A 15,752-nucleotide genomic window follows, 5' to 3' on the forward strand; every position below is an offset into this window, starting at 1 on the left:
AAAACCCAGGCGCAAGGGCGTGGATCCTGCATTTTGCATGGTTTGATCAGGGCGCCTGAGCGCCAAACTGTTGATTCACATGGGTGTAATTTTTTGATACAGCTGGCATGTGCGCTGCAAGGATCCTGTTGCCCCCGAAAAAGGAGAAAGGTCATGCGCTCGATACTACTGTGGATGATTGGCGTGCCGATTCCGGTGATCATCCTGATCTGGTTCTTCATGCACTGAGAGAGAGCCATTCGTGAAATGGCCGGCTCCTGCAGATTGTCTCATCCCTTGCAGGAGCCGGCTTGTTAAAGGTATGGATTCAGCCGGTTTTGCGCTCCCTGCGGGCTTTATCGACCATGCGACGCATTGTGATCAGGCCGATATCCAGTCTCTGAGCAGCATCGATAAGTTGCAAGTCACCTTGCAGAACGTTCTGTACGAGCTGACGCTTCAATTCAGCACGTGATTGTTTTGCCTCTCTGAGAGGCAAAGTATCCACTTCCGTATTTTTTAGCTTTACACTAACGCGCGAGATTTTATGATCCAGCCCGTTCTTGTAGTGTGCGTCGATTGAGATAAATTCGTCTTCATAGTCATCTTCGAATGTGGAGATTTTGACTGGTTTTATAAGTGTTTTCTTGATCGTGATGACGGCGTAGTCATCGTTGTGAGGATCAAAGTCTCCACCTTCCTTATCCTTGTCTCCAGGGTGATCGTATACCGTGATCTCCGTACCTTCATCGGCTCTGTTGATGGTGCAACTTTCAACAAGGTCGTTGAAGTAGCCATCTTTGTTCAGGTAGTAAACGTCGGATTTGGCAAGTGTTACGTAGGCTGCGACTCCTTCGGTATATTTTTCGTGATCTTTTTCGAAAATCACGTAGCGTCCTACATCATCTTGGGGGACACTGCTGCTGGCGATTTTAAGTGGCACCGATCCAATAAGTTTCTTTTTGCTATAATCATTGTTAAGCACTCCGAAGATTTTCAGGGATTGCCCCTCGGCTTCGGCAATAAGATATTGACCTTTAAAACTTGCGCCACTATTCACAATCGGTAGTTCCGGAGTTCCTCCTATTCGGCCCGAAAGGCCGTGGGTATGACCGACACACACCAGCGTGACATTGGCTGATTCCAGCAGCGCTCTGATGGAGTCGCTCATGAGATTCTGGTGCATGGACACAATCACAATCTGCTTTTTTTCACCTGCGCGCTTCAACTGTTTAGCAAGCCATTCGGTGGAAGGCTTAACGTTGTAGATGTGCTCATCGCCTAAAAAAAATCCGGTTTCAAAGTGTCTTGCATACTCTGGATAGTTGTTAAGCTGAATGAAACGATAGGTCGCGCCGGGTACGTTGTTGTCCTTTTTCTCTACAGCATAAGAATAAGAACTGAATGGATACCAGATGTCGCCGGTCCAGCCATTGTAAAAATTGTGACGCCAATCAAAATTGTTGTCGTTGTCATCCGACTTTTTATCGCCTGGTTTCTGATCTTCAGGTAGCCAGGTTTCCGGTTTCGCCTTCGAGAACCATTCCAAAATACCACCAGCTGCGCCATTGTCTGCAGTGTCGTTGATATTGTTGTCGTAACCGTGGTTGCCCAGGCCAATCAGGACATTGTTTTTGTGGCCTAGAATGGGGAATACGTCATCTTTCATTACGGTGAGAAAGCTAGGGCCTGGACCCTCTTTTTTATCGCCATATTCCGTGATGTCGCCGTTGACTAGCACGGGGATGAGTTTGCTGCTGTTAGCGTCGCGATACTCTCGCATGCTGTGGTAGTTTGCTTTTAAGGCCTTAAGGGCTTCGATTTTGCTTTCGGCGTCTGTTTTGTACTCTTCCCTGTTATTTACCCAGCGCCTCGGGAACTGTGGGTCAGAGGAAATAATGAAAGCTGACAGACCGCCGGTGGTGTTGATACTGTTCATTTTATATCCCTGTTTGGCTCATTGGATTGCAGCTTTGCCAAAGATTTGCAGGGAAAGGGACAATTGACTACTGATAGAAATGACAGTTTTGCTGTAGGGCTGTCTGTGATAAAAAAACCCGCCTAGGCGGGTTTTTATTCGGCTTGCTCCTATAGGAACTGTTCAGCGTAGTGGCAGGCTACCTGCCGTGTGCTAACTTGCCTCAGTGCCGGCACCTCCTTGGCGCAGCGCTCGGTGGCATATGGGCAGCGCTTGTGGAAGGCACAACCATCCGGCGGATTCAGCGGGTTGGGCAATTCGCCGGCAATGCGGATTTTCGGCTTCAGCGGGTCCGGGTGGATCGCCGGGGTAGCCGACAGCAGCGCCTGGGTATACGGGTGCAGCGGCTTGTCGTAGATGTCCTGCTTGGGCCCCATCTCCGCCGGCCGGCCGAGGTACATCACCAACACCTGGTCCGCCACATGGCGAACTACTGCGAGGTTGTGGGAGATGAACACGTAGGCGGTGTTGAACTCCTTCTGCAGGTCCATGAACAGGTTCAGCACCTGGGCCTGGATCGACACGTCCAGCGCCGAGGTGGGTTCGTCGGCCACCAGCACCTTGGGTTGCAGCATCATCGCCCGGGCCAGGGCGATGCGCTGGCGCTGACCACCGGAGAACATGTGCGGATAACGCTGGTAGTGCTCGGGGCGCAGGCCCACCTGCTCCATCATCTTCTGCACTTTCTCGCGGCGTTCGGCCTTGCTCAGCGAGGTGTTGATCAGCAGCGGCTCGGCGAGCTGGTCGCCGATCTTCTGCCGTGGGTTAAGCGAGGCGTAGGGGCTCTGGAACACCATCTGCACGTCACGGCGCAGCTGTTTGCGCTGGTCCTTGCTGGCGCCCTTGACCTCGTGGCCGGCGATCTGCAGCGAACCGGAGGATGGCTCCTCGATCAGGGTCAGGGCACGCGCCAGGGTCGACTTGCCGCAGCCGGATTCACCGACCACGGCCAGGGTCTTGCCGGCCTCCAGTTCGAACGACACGCCGTTGAGCGCTCGCACCAGCGCATGGCCCTTGAACAGGCCGCGGGAGACTTCGTAGTGGCGGGTCAGCTCACGAGCGGAAAGTACGACGGCCATCACGCCACCTCCTGGTTCAGCGGATAGAAGCAACGCACCAGGCTGTGGGCCTGGGGATCGAGGGCCGGGCGCTGCCGGCGGCAGTTTTCCTGCACATAGGGGCAACGCGGCGACAGCAGGCAGCCTTGCGGGCGGTCATAGCGGCCGGGGACGATGCCGGGCAGGGTGGCCAGGCGTTCGGCGCCGATGCTGTGCTCGGGAATGGCCGCCAGCAGCGCTTCGCTGTACGGATGGGCGGGAATGTCGAACAGCTCCGGCACCTGGCCGACTTCGACTGCTTGCCCTGCATACATCACGCATACGCGCTTGGCGGTTTCGGCGACCACGGCCAGGTCGTGGGTGATCAGGATGAGCGCCATGTTGCGCTCTTTCTGCAGGTTGACCAGCAGCTCCATGATCTGCGCCTGGATGGTCACGTCCAGCGCGGTGGTCGGTTCGTCGGCGATCAGCAGCTTCGGCTCGCCGGCGATGGCCATGGCGATGGCCACGCGCTGGCTCATGCCGCCGGACAGCTGGTGCGGGTAGGCGTCGAGGCGGCTTTCGGCGGCCGGGATCTCGACCTTCTTCAGCAGCTCCAGCGCGCGCTGGCGCGCAGCCTTGCCCTTGAGACCGAGGTGCTGGCGCAGCACTTCCTCGATCTGGTAACCCACGGTATAGCTGGGGTTGAGCGCGGTCATCGGGTCCTGGAAGACCATGGCGATGTCCTTGCCCACCACCTTGCGGCGCTGGCGGCCGCTGAGCTTGAGCATGTTGGTGCCGGCGAAGTCGAGCACGTCCGCGGTGATGCGCCCTGGGGCTTCGATCAGCCCCATCAGCGCCATCATGGTCACCGACTTGCCCGAGCCCGACTCGCCGACGATGGCGAGGATCTCGCCGGCATCCACGCTCAGGTCGAGGCCGTCCACCACAGGTACGGCATTGGCGTCGCCGAAGCGCACGTTCAGGTTGTTGATCTGCAACAGTGACATGGCGATCTCCTCAGGCGGCGTTCTTGAGTTTCGGGTCCAGCGCGTCGCGCAGGCCGTCGCCCATCAGGTTGATTGCCAGCACACTGAGCAAAATGGTCAGGCCGGGCAGGCTCACCACCCACCAGGCGCGTTCGATGTAGTCGCGGGCCGAGGCCAGCATGGTGCCCCACTCGGGGGTTGGCGGCTGCACGCCGAGGCCGAGGAAGCCCAGGGCCGCGGCGTCGAGGATCGCCGAGGAGAAGCTCAGGGTGGCCTGCACGATCAGCGGCGCCATGCAGTTGGGCAGCACGGTGACGAACATCAGCCGTGGCAGGCCGGCACCGGCCAGGCGCGCGGCGGTGACGTAGTCACGGTTCAGTTCGCCCATCACCGCGGCGCGGGTCAGGCGCACGTAGGACGGCAGCGAAACGATGGCGATGGCGATCACGGTGTTGATCAGGCCTGGGCCGAGGATGGCGACGATGGCCACGGCCAGCAGCAGCGAGGGCAGGGCCAGCATCACGTCCATCAGGCGCATGATCGAGGGGCCGAGGATCTGCGGGAAGAAGCCGGCCAGCAGGCCCATCAGGATGCCCGGGATCAGCGACATCACCACCGACGACAGGCCGATCAGCAGCGACAGTCGGGCGCCCTGGATCAGCCGCGAGAGCAGGTCGCGGCCCAGTTCGTCGGTACCGAGGATGAACTGCCAGGTACCGCCTTCGAGCCATACCGGCGGCGTGAGCAGGAAATCGCGGTATTGCTCGCTGGGGTTGTGCGGCGCCACCCAAGGGGCGAACAGGGCGCAGAACACCACCAGGCACATGAACGCCAGGCCGGCCACCGCGCCTTTGTTGCGCGAGAAGGCCTGCCAGAATTCTTTGTACGGCGAGGGGTAGAGCAAGCTTTGGTCGACCACGCTGGGCGGGGTGACGGATTTTGGAATCGGGCTGGTCATGGCGTAGTCCTCAGCGCTGATGACGGATGCGTGGGTTGGCCAGGCCGTAGAGGATGTCCACGACGAAGTTGACCAGGATCACCAGGCAGGCGATCAACAGGATGCCGTTCTGGACCACGGGGTAGTCACGGGCACCGATGGCTTCGATCAGCCATTTGCCGATGCCCGGCCAGGAGAAGATGGTTTCGGTGAGCACGGCGCCGGCCAACAGCGTGCCGACCTGCAGGCCGAACACGGTGAGTACCGGGATCAGCGCGTTGCGCAGGCCGTGGATGAACACCACGCGCGACGGCGACAGGCCCTTGGCGCGGGCGGTACGGATGTAGTCCTCGCGCAGCACTTCGAGCATCGACGAGCGGGTCATGCGGGCGATCACCGCCAGCGGGATGGTGCCCAGCACTATGGCCGGCAGGATCAGGTGCATCACGGCATCCTTGAACGCGCCTTCCTCGTCGCTGAGCAGGGTGTCGATAAGCATGAAGCCGGTTTTCGGCTCGATGTCATAGAGCAGGTCGATGCGCCCGGAGACCGGTGTCCAGCCCAGGCTTACCGAGAAGAACATGATCAGGATCAGGCCCCACCAGAAGATCGGCATCGAGTAGCCGGCCAGGGAGATGCCCATCACCCCGTGGTCGAACAGCGAGCCGCGCTTGAGCGCGGCGATCACCCCGGCCAGCAGGCCGATGACCCCGGCGAACAGCAGGGCGGCCATGGCCAGCTCCAGGGTGGCCGGGAACAGGGTGAGGAATTCGTTCCATACGCTTTCACGGGTGCGCAGGGATTCGCCCAGGTCGCCCTGGGCGAGCTTGCCGACATAGTCCAGGTACTGGGCCGGCAGCGGCTTGTTCAGGCCCAGGCGCTCCATGGCCTGGGCGTGCATTTCGGGGTCGACCCGGCGTTCGCCCATCATCACTTCGACGGGGTCGCCGGGGATCAGGCGTATGAGCGCGAAGGTCAGCAGGGTGATACCGAAGAAGGTCGGAATCAGCAGACCCAGGCGTCGGGCAATAAAACTCAACATTGTCAGGGGTACCTCATCAGCCGGAAACGGCGTGCCGCCGGGGCCTCTTGCACAAGGTCCGGCGGCTGTTGTTGTTCTACTTCACCTTGGTGGTGGCGAAGTTGTTGTTGGTCAGTGGGTTGATCACATAGCCTTCGACGTTCTCGCGCATGGCGGTGAACATTTTCGGGTGGGCCATGCTGATCCACGGCTGGTCTTCATCGTACACCGCCAAGGCCTCGTTATAGAGCCTGGCGCGTTCGTCGTTGTCGATCACTTCACGGGCGCGGGTGATCAGGTCCTGGAATTTCTGGTTGCACCAGCGCGCATAGTTCTCGCCGCTTTTCACCGCGTCACAGCTGAGCATCGGCGTGAGGAAGTTGTCCGGGTCGCCGTTGTCGCCGGCCCAGCCCGCCGACACCAGGTCGGCCTCGCCCTTCTTGGCGCGACGCAGCATCTCGGCCCACTCCATCACGCGGATGTCGAGCTTGATGCCGATCTTGGCCAGGTCCGACTGCAGCATTTCGGCGGACAGGCGCGGGTTGGGGTTGGTCGGGCCACCGCCGTTGCGGGTGAACAGGGTGATCACCGTGCCCTCCGGCACGCCGGCTTCCTTGAGCAGGGCGCGGGCCTTGTCGAGGTCGTGGGGCGGGTTCTTGTTGTCGGTGTTGTAGCCGATCATGGTCGGTGGATACGGATTGACCCCAACCAGGGCGTTGCCCTTGCCGAACAGCTGGTCGACGTGGGTCTGGCGGTCGAAGGCCATGTCGATCGCCTTGCGCACGCGCACATCGCTCAGGTACTTGTGCTGGGTGTTCATCGAGATGTAGCCGGTAACCAGCGCCTCGATCTCGGCGACCTTGAGTTTCGGGTCGGTCTTGATACCAGGCACGTCGTCAGGCTTGGGATACAAGGCGATCTGGCATTCGTTGGCGCGCAGTTTCTGCAGGCGTACGTTGCTGTCGGTGGCGATGGCGAAGATCAGCGCGTCGGCGGGTGGCTTGCCGCGGAAGTAGTCCGGGTTGGCCTTGTAGCGGACGTTGGCGTCCTTGTTGTAGCGCTGGAACACGAACGGGCCGGTGCCGACCGGCTTGCTGTTGAGCTCGCCGGTCTTGCCGGCCTTGAGCAGCTGGTCGCCGTACTCGGCGGAGTAGATCGAGGTGAAGGCCATGGCCAGGTCGCGCAGGAAGGGCGCCTCCGGGCGGGTCAGGGTGATCACCACGGTGTGATCGTCGGTCTTCTCGACCGACTTGAGCAGGTCCTTGAAGGCCATGCTCTCGAAGTAGGGGTAGCCGACGCTGGTCTTGTCGTGCCACGGATGGTCTTTCTTCAGCTGACGGTTCAGGCTCCACAACACGTCATCGGCATTGAAGTCGCGGGTGGGCTTGAAGTAGTCGGTGGTGTGAAACTTGACGCCTTCGCGCAGGTGGAAGGTGTAGACCAGACCGTCGGGGCTGACGTCCCAGCTGGTGGCCAGGGCCGGCTGGATCTCGGTGGTGCCGGGCTTGAAGTCGACCAGGCGGTTGAAGATGGCCTCGGCCGTGGCGTCGGCGGTGACGGCGGTGGTGTACTGGACGATGTCGAAGCCTTCCGGGCTGGCTTCGGTGCACACCACCAGCGGCTTGGCCGCCAGATTCGATGCGGCGCCCAGGATGACGGCTGCCAAGGCAGCACGTAGCGGTAGCATTTTCATGGAACCTCCCTGCAGTGCTAGTTCCAGCGTAGCCGCCACGGCCCGTGGGGAGTCGGGCCGTGGCGCCAACGGTCAGAGGATGTTGAACGGAATGGTGGTGACGACGCGGAACTCGTCGAGACTGCCGTCGCTCTGCGCCTTGCTGGCACGGTGGGCGGTATAGGTGGCGCGGATGGTGGTGTCCTTCAGCATGCCGCTCTGCACCGCGTAGCTGGTGCCGATGCCCCACTCGTAGTGGTTCTCGCCGTCCTGGCCGCGGACGTCATAGGCGGTGCCCTTGTAGTGGGTACCGTCGATATCCCAGCCGCGGGCGTTGTAGACGTTGAACTTCAGGCCTGGCACGCCATAGGGCGCCATGTTCAGCACATAGCTGATCTGCAGCGATTTCTCGTTCGGGCCGTTGAAGTCCGACAGCAGGGAGTTGGCCAGGTAGATGCCGTTGGTCTCGTGCAGGTAGTCGAAGTACTCGTTACCGTTGACCTGCTGCCAGGAGGCGGTGAGGGTGTGGGCCTGGTGGGTCAGGCCGAACGAGAGGCTGTAGGTGTCGTTGTCGATCTCGCCCATCTTCTTGCTGCCTTCGTCCACGGTCTTGTAGTAGTTCAGACCGGTGGTCAGGCTCAGCACCGCGCTGTCGCCCAGCACGTGGTTAGCGCCGAAGTAGTACTGGTTCCAGAAGTCGTCGACCTTGGTCGCGTAGAGGCTGGTGGTCAGGCTCTTGAGCGGCTGGTAGTTGATGCCGGCGGTACTGGCACGGTCGGTTTCCACGCCGTTGCCGTACTCGCTGCGGAACTTGCTCAGGCTCTGCTCGGTACGCGGCGAGACGCGGTCGAAGGTACCTATGTCGAACGACAGGTTCTCGAACTCGGCGCTGTGCAGGAACGCGCCCTGGAAGCTCGATGGCAAGGCACGGTTACCGATGTAGGCGATCATCGGCGTATCGACCGACTGACGACCGACGGTCAGCGTGGTGTTGGAGATGCGTGCCTTGACGTTGCCCAGGCCCATCTTGCTCCACTGGCCGATCGGGTCGCCGTCGCTGTGGGTCAGGGTACGGTTGTTCGGGCCGGCCACGGCGGCGCGACCTTGCTCGAGGGCGATGGCATTGTAGGCCGCAGCCTCGACGGCAAAGCCGACGGTACCTTCGGTGAAGCCCGAGCTGTAGTTGAGGATGGTGCCCTGCACCCAGTTGTCACGGCTGTGGGTGTCGTGGCGGGTGCCGTCGCCCTTGGTGTATTTCCACAGCGGCGCGCGGGTGGCGCGTTCGCGGGCATACCAGTTGCGGGTGCTGCCGGACAGGCTCTGGCCATCGATGAAACCTTTGGCTTCGGCCTGTTCGCTGCTGGACTTGAGCGCGAACGGCACGAAGTCCTGGCTTGCGGGTTCGGCCTGGGCGAGGGCGCAGAATGCGCCGACGGACAAGGCCAGTGCGGTGGTTGTGGTACGAATCAACATGAAAGCTCCCTGATATTTTTCTAGTTATCACCCGACCTTGTGGGCCGGGCTTGTCACGGTGACGCGGTACTGCAGTGTCTGCCTGGGGGTTGCCAGGCAAATCCGGGCTGCACGCCGTCGCGGGAGTGGGTCGCACTCCCGGCCGGGCGTTGCAGGGTCAATCGATGCTGACGCCGGAGAAAACGTTGCGTCCGAAGGGGCTGACCTTGAAGTCTTTCACGCTGATGCTCAGCGGCTGGTTGACCGTGGAGTGCGCGACCGGGGTGATCGGCACCTGTTGCTTGAGACGTTGCTGGGCTTGTTCGTAGAGGCTGGTGCGCTGCTCGCGGTCGGTGACCTGCTTGGCTTTTTTCACCAGTGCGTCGTATTGCGAATCGCACCACAAGGAATAGTTGTTGCTGCCGATGGCGTCGCAGCTGAACAGGGTGCCGAGCCAGTTGTCAGGGTCACCGTTGTCGCCGGTCCAGCCGATCAGGGCGATGTCATGCTCGCCGCTCTTCATGCGCTTGAGGTATTCGCCCCATTCGTAGCTGACGATGCGCACCTTGAAACCGAGCTTGCTCCAGTCGGACTGGAGCATTTCGGCCATGAGCTTGGCGTTGGGGTTGTAGGGGCGCTGTACCGGCATGGCCCACAGGGTGATCTCGGTGCCTTCCTTGACCCCGGCCTGCTTGAGCAGCTGCTTGGCTTTTTCCGGGTCGAAGGGGGCGTCCTTGATCGATTTGTCGTAGGACCATTGGGTCGGCGGCATGGCGTTCGACGCGGCTTGGCCGGCATCCTGGTAGACCGCCTGGATGATCGCCTGCTTGTTCACCGCCATGTCCATGGCCTGACGCACCTCCAGCCGGTCGAAGGGTGGGTGCTGGGTGTTGTAGGCGATGTAGCCAAGGTTGAAACCGGATTGCGTCATCACCTGCAGCTTGTCGTCTTGCTTGAGCGCGGGCAGGTCGGCCGGGCGCGGGTGCAGGGTGATCTGGCATTCGTTGCGGCGCAGCTTCTGGATGCGCACCGACGGGTCGACGTTGATCGAGAACACCAGGTTGTCGATCTTCACCCGGTCAGGCGCCCAGTAGTCCTTGTTGCCCTTGAAGCGGATCTGTGAATCCTTCTGGTAGCGCTGGAACACGAACGGGCCGGTGCCGATCGGCTTCTGGTTGATATCGCTGGCCTTGCCGCTGGCCAGCAGGTGGTCGGCGTACTCGGCGGAGAGGATCGAGGCGAAGGCCATGGCGATGTTCTGCAGGAACGCGGCATCGACCGTGTTGAGGGTGAAGACCACGGTCAGCGGGTCGGTCTTCTCGACCTTGGCGATGTTCTTGTCCAGCCCCATGCTGATGAAGTACGGGAACTCGGTGGGGTAAGCCTTGCGGAAGGGGTGGTCCTTGTCGAGCATGCGGTTGAAGGTGAACAGCACGTCGTCGGCGTTGAAGTCGCGGCTGGGCTTGAAGTCCTTGTTGCCATGGAACTTCACCCCGGGGCGCAGGTGGAAGGTGTATTTGAGGCCGTCCTCGGACACCTGCCAGTCGGTGGCCAGGCCCGGCTGCACGGCGGTGCCGCCACGCTCGAACTCGACCAGGCGGTTGTAGATCGGTTCGGCGGCGTCGTTGTCGGTGGCCGCGGTGTACTGGGCGGTGTCGAAGCCCGCCGGGCTACCTTCGGAGCAGAACACCAGGTTGTTGGCGAGGCTCGCGGGAGCCTGGCTCAGCAGGCCGAGGGCAAGCAGGGTGGAACTCAGTGTGGTCAGGCGCATGGCAGATCCTTTGTCCGTGTTTTCAGGCCGCGACAGGCAAAACGCGGCTGCTGCATCCCGGTCCTGACGATAGGCGCGCCAGAATGCGGGAACCAGGGTTCGCTACTGATTTGGGTGCGGGAGCGTTCCGGCGAGCGTGAGGGAATTACCCTACGTATCGCCCGGTCGTGTCATCGTCCCGCCGGAAAACCCGGCGGGACGATCACGGCCGTTACTTGTCCACGCTGACCCCGTAGAAGGAGTTCAGGCCGAAGGGGCTGATCTTGAAGTCCTTCACTTTCGCGCTCATGGGCTGATACACGGTGGAGTGGGCGATCGGGGTGATCGGCACCTGCTCCTTGAGGATATGTTGCGCCTGCTTGTACAGCTCGGTGCGTTTGGCCTGGTCGGAGGTCGCCTTGGCTTGCTTGATCAGGTCGTCGTAGGGCTTGTAGCACCACTTGGAGAAGTTGTTGCCATCCATGGCATCGCAGCCATAGAGCGTGCCCAGCCAGTTGTCCGGGTCACCATTGTCGCCGCTCCAGCCAATCAGCATGGCGCCCTGCTCGCCGCCCTTGGAGCGCTTGATGTACTCGCCCCATTCGTAGCTGACGATCTTGGCCTTGATGCCGATCTTGGCCCAGTCGGACTGGAGCATCTCGGCCATCAGCTTGGCGTTGGGGTTGTAGGGGCGTTGCACCGGCATGGCCCACAGGGTGATCTCGGTACCTTCCTTGATGCCGGCTTCCTTGAGCAGCTGCTTGGCCTTCTCGGGATCGTACTTGGCATCCTTGATCGTGGTGTCATAGGACCACTGGGTCGGCGGCATGGCGTTGACCGCCAGCTGGCCGGCACCCTGATACACCGATTCGATGATCTGCTGCTTGTTGACCGCCATGTCCAGGGCCTGGCGGACCTTGAGTTGGGACAGGGGGTTCGCTTCGTTGCTGCCCTTGACCTTGTCCATCACGTTGTAGGCGATGTAGCCGAGGTTGAAGCCGGCCTGGTCTGGCATCTGCAGCTTCTTGTCTTCCTGCAGCGGCTTGATATCGGCCGGACGCGGGAAGAGTGTCACCTGGCACTCGTTCTTCTTGAGTTTCTGCATGCGCACCGAGGCGTCGGTGCTGATGGCGAAGATCAGGTTGTCGATCTTCACGTCCTCAGGATTCCAGTAGCTCTTGTTGCCGGTGAAGCGGATGTTCGAGTCTTTCTGGTAGCTCTTGAACACGAACGGCCCGGTACCGATCGGCTTCTGGTTGATGTCGGCGGGCTTGCCCTGCTTGAGCAGCTGGTCGGCGTATTCGGCCGACTGGATCGAGGCGAAGTGCATGGCCATGTTCTGGATGAACGCGGCGTCGACGTCGTTGAGGGTGAACTTCACAGTGTGCTCGTCGACCTTCTCCACCTTGGCGATGTTCTTGTCCATGCCCATGTCGGTGAAGTACGGGAACTCGGTAGGGTAGGCCTTGCGGAAGGGCTGGTCCTTGTCGAGCATGCGGTTGAAGGTGAACAGCACGTCGTCGGCGTTGAAGTCGCGGGTCGGCTTGAAGTAGTCGGTGGTATGGAACTTGACGCCTTCACGCAGGTGGAAGGTGTAGGTCTTGCCGTCCTCGGAGACGTCCCAACTGGTGGCCAGGCCCGGAATGACCTTGGTGCCGCCGCGCTCGAATTGCGTCAGGCGGTTGAAGATGGTCTCGGCGGAGGCGTCGAAGTCGGTTCCGGTGGTGTATTGCCCCGGGTCGAAACCGGCCGGGCTGCCTTCGGAGCAGAACACCAGGTTGGACGCGGCGTGGGCGATCGGTGCACCGGCTAGCAAGCCTGCGCCTACCAGGAACGGAATGACTGCGTGTTTGAGCATGGTGGCCTCATTGTTGTCATTTTTCGAATTGAGGCGGCCTCGTGAGCCGACCTGCGGATACTTATGCAGGGGGTATTCCCAATGCAACACTCAGCAGGATGGTTGACGCCAAAAACGTGGTACTGACGTACATGGATGTCGCATCCATATAACTTTGGCGAATGTTGAACGTTTGCGAGGGGGAAAAGGGCAAAAATTTCAGGATATTTCGCACTTTATGTGACAAACAGATGCACCCGTTTGGTGCGTAGGAAAGGTCTGAAACTGCTGTCCGAGACGGTTCTGACCGCCTCGGACATCCAATCGGATGGGTCAGGGCACCTGGACTTCGATCAGGCCGTCGGCACTCATGCTCACTTCGCTGGTTCCGGCTTCGATATCCGGTGCCGGCGCGGATTCATCGGCGGCGCCCTTGGCCATCATCGCCATCGGCGCGTTGCGCAGGTAAGGGCGCGGGTAACCGCTGCTGTTGAGGTTCAGGCTGACCACCTTGTAGCCTTTGCCGCCCAGGGCATCGGTGGCCAGTTGGGCGCGGGCCTTGAACGCGGCGACGGCATCCTTGAGCAGCTCGTCTTCATTGGACTTGCGCGTGGCCGGGGCAATGGAGAAGTCCATGCCGCCCATCTTCAGGTCTTGCAGCAGGTCACCGGTGAGCTTGGACAGGGCCGGGAAGTCGGCGCTTTCCAGGCGCAGTTCGGCGCGCTCGCGCCAGCCGGTGATCTTCTGGCCCTTGGTGTCGTAGATCGGGTAGCTGTTACGGCTGCCCTGGCTGATCTTCACGTCCTTGACCTGGCGGGCCTGCTGCACGGCCTTGTTCATGGTCTCGGTGATCTCTTTGGCCAGCTTGCCCGGGTCGGTGTTCTGCGCTTCGCTGTACAGCGTCACGACCATCAGGTCGCGTGCCACTTCCTTGCTGACTTCGGCACGCAGCGACACCTGGTTGTAGCGTGGCTCGTCGGCCGCCAGGGCCGGCAGGCTGGCGAGCATGCCGCAGGACAGGGCAACGGCGGCGGCGCCGCGACGGGTAATGTGCATGTGGAGCTCCTTGGCAGGGTAAGGCGTGGATGAGCAGATCCGTTCCACGCATGGCCGATCAGACCGGTGACAGTGTAGAGGGTTCAAAAGTGCCATCATGAATCTATGACAAAGTGTGGCGCTTTGCCGCATCGCTGCAGTGGAGCGCCCGGCTTCGGTATACTCCAGCCGATTTTCCTGGAGCACTCATTGGGAGAGCTCATGCTCGCCGTCGCACATCCGTTGTCCGCCACACGCCAGAACCTCTGGCGCCTGACCTTCATCCGCATCCTCGTCCTGGCGGCCCAGGCGGGCTCGGTAGGCGTGGCCTACTGGACCGAGCTGCTGCCGCTGCCGTGGTTCTCGCTGGCAGTCACGCTGGCCCTGTCGTCGCTGCTGTGCGCGTTCACCGCTCTGCGCCTACGCCTGTCGCTGCCGGTCACCGAGCTCGAGTACGCCCTGCAGCTGGCCTGCGACCTGCTGATCCACAGCGCCCTGCTTTATTATTCGGGCGGCTCGACCAATCCCTTCGTCTCCTATTACCTGGTGCCATTGGCCATCGCCGCGGTGACCTTGCCGTGGCTCTACTCGCTGGTGCTCTCGGGTATCGCCCTGGTGGCCTACAGCCTGTTGCTGGTGCAGTACTACCCGCTGGAAACGCTGCCGCTGGCGCGCGACACCATGCAGGTCTACGGCATGTGGCTGAGCATCGCCCTGGCCGCCGGGGTGATCACCTTCTTCGCCGCGCGCATGGCCGAGGAGTTGCGCCGCCAGGAGAACCTGCGTGCCGAGCGCCGCGAGGAGAGCCTGCGCGACGAGCAGTTGCTGGCCGTGGCCACCCAGGCCGCCGGCGCCGCCCACGAACTGGGCACGCCGCTGGCGACCATGAGCGTGCTGCTCAACGAAATGCGCCAGGACCACGCCGACCCGCTGTTACAGGAAGACCTGCAGATCCTCCAGGACCAGGTCAAGCTGTGCAAGGAGACCCTGCAGCAGCTGGTGCGCGCCGCCGAGGCCAACCGGCGCCTGGCGATCGTCGAGCAGGATGTCACTGCCTGGCTCGACGAGGCGCTCAACCGCTGGCACCTGATGCGCCCGGAAGCCAGCTACCGCTTCCAGCGCCTGCGCGATGGCGTGGTGCCGCGGCTGACGCCGCCACCGGACCTGACCCAGGCCCTGTTGAACCTGTTGAACAATGCCGCCGATGCCTGCCCGGACGACCTGGAGGTGCGCCTGGACTGGGACGCCCAGGACATCGTCATCAGCATCCGCGACCATGGCCCCGGCGTACCGCCGGCCATCGCCGAGGCGATCGGCAAACCTTTCATTACCACCAAGGGCAAAGGCTTCGGCCTGGGCCTGTTCTTGAGCAAGGCCAGCGTGACGCGTGCGGGCGGTTCGGTGAAACTCTATAGTCATGAGCAGGGTGGCACCCTGACCGAATTGCGCCTGCCCCATGGCAAGCGAGGAGATGCATGATGAGCGAAGAAAACCAGGTCGAAGGCGAAGAGCTGCCGCACCTGCTGCTGGTGGATGACGACGCCACCTTCACCCGGGTGATGGCCCGGGCGATGTCGCGTCGTGGGTTCCGTGTAAGCACTGCGGGTTCCGCCGAGGAAGGCTTGAAACTGGCCGAGCAGGACCTGCCCGACTACGCCACGCTGGACCTGAAGATGGAGGGCGACTCGGGCCTGGTGTTGCTGCCCAAGCTGCTGGAGCTGGACCCGGAGATGCGCGTGGTGATCCTGACCGGTTACTCGAGCATCGCCACGGCGGTCGAGGCGGTCAAGCGCGGGGCCTGCAACTACCTGTGCAAACCGGCCGACGCCGACGATGTGCTGGCGGCGCTGCTCTCGGAGCATACCGACCTGGATACCCTGGTGCCGGAAAACCCGATGTCGGTGGATCGCCTGCAGTGGGAGCACATCCAGCGCGTGCTGGGCGAGCACGAGGGCAATATCTCCGCCACGGCGCGAGCGCTGGGCATGCACCGGCGCACCTTGCAGCGCAAGCTGCAGAAGCGTCCGGTCCGACGCTGAACAATCGCGGGGCAAGTCGGGTCGCC

General features: G+C 61.6%; 12 protein-coding genes. 2 read left to right on the forward strand and 10 right to left on the reverse strand.

All coding sequences use genetic code 11. The features are described 5' to 3' along the window. Positions 1-307: 307 nt before the first annotated feature. The 10 genes from ACODS9_RS03685 to ACODS9_RS03730 all read right to left on the reverse strand — a co-directional run bounded on the left by ACODS9_RS03685 (position 308) and on the right by ACODS9_RS03730 (position 13,708). The gene (locus tag ACODS9_RS03685) at positions 308-1,918 is read right to left on the reverse strand and encodes a hypothetical protein (RefSeq protein ID WP_489093246.1); all 1,611 of its coding nucleotides are present in this window, start codon (positions 1,916-1,918) and stop codon (positions 308-310) included. A 149-nt stretch (positions 1,919-2,067) separates the two neighbouring features. Continuing rightward, a complete protein-coding gene (locus ACODS9_RS03690; protein WP_046854274.1) occupies positions 2,068-3,036 on the reverse strand; it encodes a peptide ABC transporter ATP-binding protein in 969 nt (322 codons plus the stop codon). Beyond that, complete coding sequence (locus tag ACODS9_RS03695) at positions 3,036-4,004, reverse strand: ABC transporter ATP-binding protein (protein WP_046854275.1); 969 nt, start codon at positions 4,002-4,004, stop codon at positions 3,036-3,038. Before ACODS9_RS03695 ends, ACODS9_RS03690 begins: the two co-directional genes overlap by 1 nt. Before the next feature lie 10 nt (positions 4,005-4,014). Further along, positions 4,015-4,941: an ABC transporter permease subunit gene (locus tag ACODS9_RS03700; protein ID WP_401106784.1), complete on the reverse strand. Its 927-nt coding sequence runs from the start codon at positions 4,939-4,941 to the stop codon at positions 4,015-4,017. A gap of 10 nt (positions 4,942-4,951) precedes the next feature. Then, positions 4,952-5,962, reverse strand: coding sequence for an ABC transporter permease subunit (locus ACODS9_RS03705; RefSeq protein WP_028689623.1), 1,011 nt, complete (start codon positions 5,960-5,962; stop codon positions 4,952-4,954). A gap of 76 nt (positions 5,963-6,038) precedes the next feature. Beyond that, positions 6,039-7,634, reverse strand: coding sequence for an ABC transporter substrate-binding protein (locus ACODS9_RS03710; protein ID WP_489093247.1), 1,596 nt, complete (start codon positions 7,632-7,634; stop codon positions 6,039-6,041). A gap of 72 nt (positions 7,635-7,706) precedes the next feature. After that, entirely contained in the window at positions 7,707-9,086 is a 1,380-nt protein-coding gene (locus ACODS9_RS03715) for an OprD family porin (RefSeq protein WP_401106790.1), read from the reverse strand. Positions 9,087-9,243: 157 nt separating this feature from the next. Beyond that, complete coding sequence (locus ACODS9_RS03720; RefSeq protein WP_401106793.1) at positions 9,244-10,836, reverse strand: ABC transporter substrate-binding protein; 1,593 nt, start codon at positions 10,834-10,836, stop codon at positions 9,244-9,246. Between the two features lie 211 nt (positions 10,837-11,047). Continuing rightward, the gene (locus tag ACODS9_RS03725; protein ID WP_489093248.1) at positions 11,048-12,673 is read right to left on the reverse strand and encodes an ABC transporter substrate-binding protein; all 1,626 of its coding nucleotides are present in this window, start codon (positions 12,671-12,673) and stop codon (positions 11,048-11,050) included. A gap of 312 nt (positions 12,674-12,985) precedes the next feature. Then, complete coding sequence (locus ACODS9_RS03730) at positions 12,986-13,708, reverse strand: SIMPL domain-containing protein (protein ID WP_102684911.1); 723 nt, start codon at positions 13,706-13,708, stop codon at positions 12,986-12,988. A gap of 201 nt (positions 13,709-13,909) precedes the next feature. Here ACODS9_RS03730 and ACODS9_RS03735 point away from each other — a divergent pair, with 201 nt between their 5' ends. Together ACODS9_RS03735 and ACODS9_RS03740 are read left to right on the forward strand one after the other, a co-directional pair. Beyond that, positions 13,910-15,166 carry an ATP-binding protein gene (locus ACODS9_RS03735; RefSeq protein ID WP_038706754.1) on the forward strand — a complete coding sequence of 419 codons (1,257 nt, stop codon included), beginning with the start codon at positions 13,910-13,912 and terminating at the stop codon, positions 15,164-15,166. Then, positions 15,166-15,726 carry a response regulator transcription factor gene (locus ACODS9_RS03740; protein ID WP_023632665.1) on the forward strand — a complete coding sequence of 187 codons (561 nt, stop codon included), beginning with the start codon at positions 15,166-15,168 and terminating at the stop codon, positions 15,724-15,726. The genes ACODS9_RS03735 and ACODS9_RS03740 overlap by 1 nt, the downstream gene beginning before the upstream one ends. The last annotated feature ends 26 nt before the right edge of the window (positions 15,727-15,752 follow it).

The organism is Pseudomonas sp. FG36, from assembly GCF_057809275.1.